The 8,339-nt window shown below is 59.9% G+C and carries 6 protein-coding genes and 1 pseudogene; all 7 read right to left on the bottom strand.

The window, feature by feature from the left end; genetic code table 11:
* Positions 1 to 392 precede the first annotated feature (392 nt).
* Positions 393 to 1,370, bottom strand: coding sequence for a hopanoid-associated sugar epimerase (gene hpnA, locus H1Y01_RS10555; protein ID WP_180540481.1), 978 nt, complete (start codon positions 1,368 to 1,370; stop codon positions 393 to 395).
* Position 1,371: 1 nt separating this feature from the next.
* A complete protein-coding gene (hpnH, locus tag H1Y01_RS10550) occupies positions 1,372 to 2,478 on the bottom strand; it encodes an adenosyl-hopene transferase HpnH (protein ID WP_219341445.1) in 1,107 nt (368 codons plus the stop codon).
* On the bottom strand, positions 2,478 to 4,403 hold the full coding sequence (gene shc, locus H1Y01_RS10545) for a squalene--hopene cyclase (protein ID WP_180540480.1): 1,926 nt from the start codon (positions 4,401 to 4,403) through the stop codon (positions 2,478 to 2,480). The genes hpnH and shc overlap by 1 nt, the downstream gene beginning before the upstream one ends.
* A 3-nt stretch (positions 4,404 to 4,406) precedes the next feature.
* Positions 4,407 to 5,402, bottom strand: coding sequence for a 4-hydroxy-3-methylbut-2-enyl diphosphate reductase (locus tag H1Y01_RS10540; RefSeq protein WP_180540479.1), 996 nt, complete (start codon positions 5,400 to 5,402; stop codon positions 4,407 to 4,409).
* A gap of 74 nt (positions 5,403 to 5,476) precedes the next feature.
* A complete protein-coding gene (locus H1Y01_RS10535; RefSeq protein WP_180540478.1) occupies positions 5,477 to 6,739 on the bottom strand; it encodes an ABC transporter permease in 1,263 nt (420 codons plus the stop codon).
* Positions 6,736 to 7,995 (bottom strand): ABC transporter permease, encoded by a 1,260-nt coding sequence (locus H1Y01_RS10530; protein WP_180540477.1) that lies wholly within the window; start codon positions 7,993 to 7,995, stop codon positions 6,736 to 6,738. Before H1Y01_RS10530 ends, H1Y01_RS10535 begins: the two co-directional genes overlap by 4 nt.
* A pseudogene (locus H1Y01_RS10525) lies at positions 7,992 to 8,339 on the bottom strand (efflux RND transporter periplasmic adaptor subunit); the annotation flags it as partial. The pseudogene H1Y01_RS10525 and the gene H1Y01_RS10530, both read right to left, overlap by 4 nt.

Here is an 8,339-nt window from a genome sequence, read left to right as displayed (position 1 = left end):
TGCCGCCGCGGTTCGGTTTGAGGCGTGGGTCACGATGCGTACCCGTTGGCGACAGCGATCATGGGCTTGCCGCGGAAGATGCCGGACATGGCCCATTGGACGGGTTCGAGCGGGACGGAGGCTAGGAAGAGGATCATAATGCGTACGCCGAGCGACCCTCCCTCTCGGTCGGGCTCAGAGTGCGGGATTGTGCGCGGGTGAGGCTTTTGGTGCTGTGCAAAAACCGCTCCGTTGCCGTCGCGGCTCGGTATGAGGCGTGGGTCACGATGCGTACCCGTTGGCGACAGCGATCATGGGCTTGCCGCGGAAGATGCCGGCTAGGAAGAGGATCATAATGCGTACGCGGAGCGACCCTCCCTCCGTTGCCGTCGCGGTTCGGTATGAGGCGTGGGTCACGATACGTACCCGTTGGCGCGAAACCAGTCGATTGCGCTGGCTAACGCATCGTCCACCGGGCAGGGGAGAAATCCGAGTTCGCGCCCGGCTTTGGCGTGCGTTACGAACATCTTCTTCTTCGCCATCTTGACGGCGTCGAGGGGCGCCAGCGGCGGTCTGCCGGTAAACTGCGCGAATGCCGTGGTGACCACTCCGGCGGCGTACGCAACGGCGTATGGAAGCTGCGTGGTGGGCGCGGGGCGGCCGGTGATCGCGCTCAGGCGCTGCAGGATGCTGCTTAGTGTCAGGTTCTCCGCACCGAGAATGTAACGTTCGCCGACACGGCCGTTTTCGGCGGCTTGCAGGTGTCCGGTAGCGACGTCGCGCACATCGACCAGATTCAGACCGGTATCGATAAACGCGGGAATCGCGCCTTTCAGGAAGTCGACGATGATTTTGCCGGTGGGAGTGGGCTTGACGTCGTGCGGTCCGACCGGAGCGGTGGGATTGACGATTACGATCGGGAAACCGTCGCGCGCGGCTTCCAGCGCGACTTGCTCGGCGAGGAATTTCGAGCGCTTGTATGGCCCGGACATCTCTTCTAAAGTCACGGGCTTCGTTTCATCGCCGATCCCGTCTTTCGGCACGCCGATACATCCGACGGTGCTGGTATAGACGAAGCGGTCGACTCCGGCGCGGCGCGCGGCGTCGATCAGATGGCGGGTTCCATCGACGTTCGATTCATACATCTCTTTCGGATTCCTGACCCAGAGCCGGTAGTCGGCCGCGACGTGGAATACGAGGCCGCATCCAGCCACGGCACGATCAAGCGAACCTGCGTCCCGCAAGTCGCCGGTGACGCGGTCCACTTCGATGCCTGAGAGCCGGCTGGTGGATCGCGCTAACGCACGAACGCGGTGACCGCACTCGGCGAGCAGCCGCGCTACGTGCCAGCCAATGAATCCGGAAGCGCCGGTGACCAGCGTCGGTTTCAAGTTACCGCAAGATCCAACCGATGGTTTTCAGGTAATCGGTCGCGGAATGGTTGATACCGAGCGCGACGGACGGTTCGAAGCCGGAGTGCATCATGCAGTGTTCGCAGCGCGGATCGCCGCCCGGACCGTAGTTCTGCCACTGGGTTTCGGTCATGAATTCTTCGAACGTTTTGTAGTGCGCGTCGGTGATGACGTAGCAGGGGCCTTTCCAACCTTTGGTGTTGTAGGTCGGCGTTCCCCACGCGGTGCAGGGCAGTTCCTTCTTGCCTTGCAGGAAGTCCATATACACGGGGCTGTGCGCGATCGGATAGCGCTTCATCAGGCGATCGATGCCCTTGAACTTTTCGTTCACATCTTCGCGCGTCATGAAGATCTCGCGATCGTTGACGGCGGAGTATCCGTACGCGGGCGAGAGTTGGTGGACATCGACATTGAGAGTCGAGAGGTATTCAAAGAGCTGCTCGATCTCCGCCATGTCGGTCTCTTTATAGACCGTAGTGTTGGTCGCGATCTGGAACCCGGCGGCTTTCGCTGCCTTGATGCCCTCGATCGCTTCCTGAAACACGCCTTCGCGCTCCACGCACATATCGTGCGTCTTCTCGAGGCCGTCCAGATGGACGTTGAAGAAGAAGCGCTTATCCGGCTTGAACTCGTTCAGGCGCTTGCGGATGAACATGCCATTGGTGCAGAGATAGATGAACTTATCCCGGTCGAGAATGCCGGCGACAAGCTTGCCGATTTGCGGATACATCATCGGTTCGCCGCCGCAGATGGAGACCATCGGAGCGCCGCATTCGTCGACGGCCATCAGGCACTCTTCCACGGGAACGCGCTCTTTGATGGTGGACTCGTACTCGCGAATGCGTCCGCAACCGGTGCAGGTGAGGTTGCAGGCGTGCAGCGGCTCCAGCATCAGCACGATGGGAAAGCGCTTGTGCATGAGCGGGTGCGGCGCGCGATCCGAATTCGGCTTCGGCGTAAAAATGCGAAACGGATTCGCGATGTCACCTTTCGGTTCGTTGGTGATCTGCCATTCCGGCCGCGGCCGGGCCTTGTTCTTGTAAACGTAGCTCGCGAGCCCAGCCGTCATTGCCAGGGGAAATTTCATTAACGCTCCGTATCCGAGAATTTTGCGTAGTCCGCCAAGGCAATCAGCGGAAAGCAAACCCGGTAATTGTGATACATCAGATAAAAAACTTTGGGGAAGCCGGTGCCCGTGGAAAGGTCTTCCTCCCAGTTGCCGTCGGCGCGCTGCGTGTCAAGCAAATACCGGATGCCGTTGCGGACGCTCGAACTGTAGGTATCGCCGCCGGCGATCAGGCCCATCAGCGCCCAGGCGGTCTGGGAAGGCGTGGAGTGGGCGCCGGTGAAGATGCCGTTATCGTAGCTGGCGCAGCTTTCGCCCCATCCGCCATCCGCATTTTGTACAGAACGAAGCCATTCGTTGCCGCGCTGGATGTACGGTTCGTGGGAATCTTCTCCAGCGGCCGCCAGCCCGCGCAGCGCGAAGCAGGTTCCATAGATGTAAGCGACGCCCCAGCGGCCGTACCAGCTTCCATCGCGCTCCTGATTGTTGACCAGCCACTCGACGGCGCGCCGCACGGCCGGATGCTCGCGCGAAACGTTCTGGGCGGCCAGCGATTCGAGGACGCGGCCGGTGATGTCGGCGCAATCCGGATCGAGCATCGCGTTGTGATCCGCGAACGGGACGTTGTTCAGGAATTGCCAGTTGTTATCGACATCGAACGCGGCCCAGCCGCCATCGCGGCCTTGCATGGCGAACAGCCAGTCGATGGCGCGGCTTACCGCGGCGCGCTGCGCCTGGGTGTCGCTGCCCCGGGCGTGACGGAGGGCGAGCAACACCATCGCGGTGTCATCGATATCGGGGTAGTGCTCGTTGTTGTATTCGAATGCCCAGCCGGACGGTTCGGTGTCGGGACGCTTGACGGACCAATCGCCCTTCTTGCGGATCTCGCGATCCAGCATCCAATCGGCGCAGCGCGATAACGCTTTCGATGCCGGGGCTTGGGCTTCGCCGAGCGAATAGGCGGCGATCGCGGAATCCCAGATCGGCGAGTAACAGGGCTGGAAGAAGAACTTGTCCGGGCCGTCGATCATGAGCGCGTCGAACTGGCGGACGGCTTCAACGCGCAGCGGATGGGTGGGCGGATACCCGAGGACGTCGAGCGCCATGACCGCATACATCATCGGCGGGTAGATGGCGCCGAGGCCGTCGGAACCTTTGAAGCGTTCGACCATCCAGCGTTCGCACTTCTTAATGGCGCTGCGGCGGATGCGGGAGAACCCGTATTTTTCCCAGAGCTTGAGGATTTTATCGGTGTGGATGAAAGCGGAACGCCACGTCAGCCAGGAATCGTTCACGGCAAACTCGTAGCCTTTACCGGGTAAGTGGAGTTCTTCGAGGTTGAAGCCGCGCGGCACGGGACGCTGCGGGTTGTGCGCGTGGACAATCGCCAGCGCAACGACGATGGCGCGCGTCCACGAAGACATCTGGTAGAGCAGATTGCCCGGCATCAACAGGATTTCGGGCGGAATGCTCGGGCAGTAATCGCGTGGATAGAGGCCGAAGAGGCTGAGATTGACCTTCGTGAAACTGTTCGCGGATTGAATGCCGCCCAAGGCCAGGATGCGCTCTCGCAGTTTCGCCAGTCGCGAGTCCGTCACCGGAATGCCGCCGAGCTTGAGAGCGACATAGGCTTTTACACTGGCGCTGATTTCACTCGGGCCCTGCTCGTAAATGTAGAAACCGCCGTCGGGATTCTGCCGCTCAAGGATCGACGCGACGGCTTTGTCGATCAATGGGCGGGTCTGCGGTTTCCATTCGCCATCGACCGGCGGATGCATCCAGAGCTGGAAGAGAATGAAATCCGATTCGAGGGTTGTATCGGCGGTGAGAAGCGCGCACCAGTGGCCGTCTTCGCGCTGCTGGTTCAGGACAAACTCCGACGCGCGCGCCATTGCGGCGGTGGTGGAAGTGCGCAGGATCTCGGAGAGTGCGGGTGCGGATGTCATGTCTTAGACAGGAACCGGAGTTGACCGGAGGCTGGACGCGTGGATAAGCCCGCTAGGAAGTGAGAAACGTACGTCTTCTTCGATCAGTTCGACTTCTTCCAACTGCCGGAATCCGTGGTCCTGGAGGGCGGCAACGAGTTCCTCGACCAAGTGTTCCGGGGCCGAAGCTCCCGCTGTTACACCCACGTTGCGGATGCCTTCGAGCCACTGCGGATCGACCTCGCTCCAGTCGTTGACCAGATACGATTGGACGCCGAAATTATTCCCGACCTCAACGAGGCGCTTGGAATTGGAACTGTTGGATGAACCGACCACGAGCATCAGATCGCAATATTCCGAAACGCCTTTGACCGCCATCTGGCGGTTCTCGGTGGCATAGCAGATGTCTTGGGATTTGGGTCCGGTGATATTCGGGAAACGTTCCTGAAGGCGCGCGACGATGTCTCTGGTTTCATCCAGACTCAGGGTGGTTTGGGTCAGGTACGCGACCCGATAGGGGTTGGCGAGTTCCAGCGCATCCACATCATCGACCGATTCGACGAGGATGGTTTTGTCGGGCGCTTCGCCTAATGTCCCCGTGACTTCATCGTGATCCTTGTGGCCGATCAGGATAATGGTGTAGCCCTCGCGAGCGAACTTGACGGCTTCGAGATGAACCTTGGTTACGAGCGGGCAGGTGGCATCGATGATCTGGAGCTTGCGGTCTTTGGCATCCCGGCGCACTACCGGAGAGACGCCGTGCGCGCTGAAAATGGCGCGAGCTCCGGCGGGAACTTCTTCCACTTCCTCGACAAAAACGGCTCCGGCTTCTCGCAACTCGTCCACAACGTGCTTATTATGTACGATTTCTTTACGAACGTATACCGGAGGCCCATAAAGTTCGAGTGCGATCTTTACGACGTCGATGGCCCGCACGACCCCCGCGCAGAAGCCACGCGGCTTCAGCAAATAGATTTTCTTGTCGCTTCCCGCGTTCGCGGTTATCGGCTTCAGGGGCATATTCAGTTGGGCGGAAGTACCAATTATATCAGTGGTAGATGTCCCGGTAACAGATTGGTTGCACGGCAATTAGGCTATTCATAGCGCAGGGCATCGATGGGGTCGAGGCGCGAGGCGCGGATGGCGGGCAGCAGGCCGGAAACCAAGCCGACGATTTCCAGCATGATGGTCGAGGTGAGGACCGCGAATTCCGAGACCTTCAGGTGAATGTCGCCGGCGCCGCTGGTGTCTTTGAACAGCGGCCCGAGCAACGGAAGCGTGCCGACGGCCATCGAGATCGTCACGCCGGCGAGAACGCCTATCAATCCGCCCGCGGTTACGATCACCATGGCTTCGAGAAGGAACTGCAGCAGGATGGATCGTCTGGTCGCGCCGAGGCTCTTGATGACGCCGATTTCACGGGTTCGCTGCGTTACGGAAACGAGCATGATGTTGGCCAGTCCGATGCCGCCGATGGCGAGCGTCAGCGTGCCAATGAGTCCGAGTAAGACGCGCAACGCGAGCGACATGGTATCGATCTGCTTCATGAACTCGTTGAAGACGATCATCTCGACGGCGCGCTCATCGGTCGGCGAGAAATTATGGATGCGCGCAAGGGTTGCGCGGATTTGCTTGACCGCGGCCTCGCGGAAGATGGGATTGGCCGGCGTCCAGACAATGTCCTCCGGGTATTTCACGTCGGTCAGTAGCGATGCGGTGTCGTACGGGATGAACACGCATTCGTTATCCGGCGTGTTGTAGTTCGATATCTGCAGCTTGGTTCGAAGCACGCCAATGACGACGAACTGCATGCCGTTGATCGTGATTTTTTCGTTCTCGGGCGGCGCCTCGCCGAACAGCTTTTTCGCCGCAAGCGCACCGAGGACGGCGACGCGCTCCTTCTGCAGATCGTCTTCAGCGGAGAGCCAACGGCCGGTTTCCATCGTCATGTTGCGGACTTTCTGGTAGTCGACCGGCAGGACGGCGCGGATCGACATGTTCTCCGAACGGTAGTCGTGCGTGACCGGAGTGCGGCGCATCATGACTTCCGGCGAGATTGCCCCGACCATGGGGACGGCTTCGCGGATGGCGTCGACATCATCGCGGTCGAGTTTTATGACGCGGCCGGCGCGTTCGCCGCCCGCTTGCGACGAAGTCTGTCCGCCGAACATGAGGATCAGGTCTTGTCCGATGGCTTTGAACGAAGTGGTTAAGGCGACGTTGAAACCTTCGCCGTAGGAATAAAGAATGACGAAGCAGACAACGCCCCAGGCGAGGCTAACCATGGTGAGAATCGAGCGCTGCTTGTTAAACAGCAGCGCGCCCCACGCCTCGCGAAAAATGGACGCGATTCTCATCGCTCATACCGCAAGGCTTCAACCGGCGTTAACGAAGCGGCGCGCCAGGCCGGAAATAGCGCCGACGCGATGGCGATAATCGCGAGCGCCGAAAACGTCAGGATCGTGGTCGGCACACTGACCGGCAGGCCGGGGAAAACATCGGGCATCTTCACTTGCGCGAGCGCGGTGGATAAGCCGAAGGCGGCCATCCATCCGATGGCGCCGCTTATGAACGCGAGCACCGCGCCTTCGACCAGGAAATCCATCATGATGCGATGGCGGGTGGCACCGAGAGCTTTTCGCAATCCGACTTCGCGCGTGCGTTCGCTGACCGTTACCAGCATGATGTTCATAACACCGACGCCGCCGAGGCTCAACGTGACCAGCGCGATGGTCGCGAGGAACACAGTCATCGATTGAAAAAGGGCGTCGACCTGGCGCGCGTCATCCACCGTGTCCCAGATGCCCAGGGCGCTCTCATCGGCGGGGTCGAACTGATGACGCCGCGCGAGGACGCCGATGACTTGCTTGCGGGCCGCTTCGAACTGATCGAGGGAGTGCGGCTTATAGATGATGTCGTCGAGCAGGCCGGCGAAGTAGTAAGCCTCCTTCGGCGGGATGTCGCGCACCGCAGTGTTGTAGGGAATGAAGATCTTGCTTTCATCGAGACCGCCGTAGCTCGAATTCTGGTCTTTGTCGGCAAGGATTCCGATCACCTGGAAGGGCAGCGAATTGATCGCGATTTCTTGCCCGAGCACATCCGTGCGGCCGCCGAACAGCTGCTTCTTCACTTTCGGTCCGATGACCGCAACGGACCGGCCGTCCCGATTATCGTCATCCGATAACCAGCGGCCTTCAACAACCGGAACGGTGCGCAGTTTGGCGAAATTGGGCTCGACACCGTCGGTATCGAATGAGCCGCTGTTGAACGGGCTGGTGGCGCGGTTGTTGCTCTCGATTTCACCCACGACGTAATCCACCATCCAGCATTCACTGCGAATCGCTTCAACGTCACTATATTCGAGCCGGATGCGGCGGCCCGCACGCTGTCCGCCGGCTTGCTTTTCGGTCCGGCCGCCGAACAGAATCACGATGTTCTCGCCGAGGCTTTTCATTTGGCGCTTCTGGCCTTCCTTGAATCCATCGCCCATGGCGACGATGATCACCACCGAGGCAATGCCCCAGGCGATGCCGGCCATGGTCAGAAAGCTGCGCAGCTTATTGCGAAGCAGGCTACCGAACACCTGCCCGAAAAGCTCAGCCAGATAGGTCACTGCAGAATAACCTGTTGGCCTTCGGACAAACCTTTCAGAATTTCCGTGCGGGCCCCGTTACTGATGCCGGTGACGATCTTTATTTTGCGGAAACCCTTCTCGTTGGTGGCGTCGGGAATCTCCGCTTCCTTCGATTTGTCCTTGGCGTAGAGGACCGCGCCTTCCGGAATGGTGAGGACTTTCTTGTGTTCTTCGAGGATGATCTCGGCGTTCGCAGTCATCAGAGCGCGCAGTTTGCGGCTCTCATTGGAGATGGAGACGCGGACTTCGAATGTAGTCACATTGTCTTTCTCCGTACCCATCGGAGAAATCTTGGTGACGACGCCGTTGAACTTCTGGTCTTT

The sequence above is a fragment of the Nevskia soli genome, assembly GCF_903970205.1.
Classification (GTDB): domain Bacteria; phylum Acidobacteriota; class Terriglobia; order Bryobacterales; family Bryobacteraceae; genus Bog-113.
This window is presented reverse-complemented; position numbering and strand designations above follow the sequence as displayed.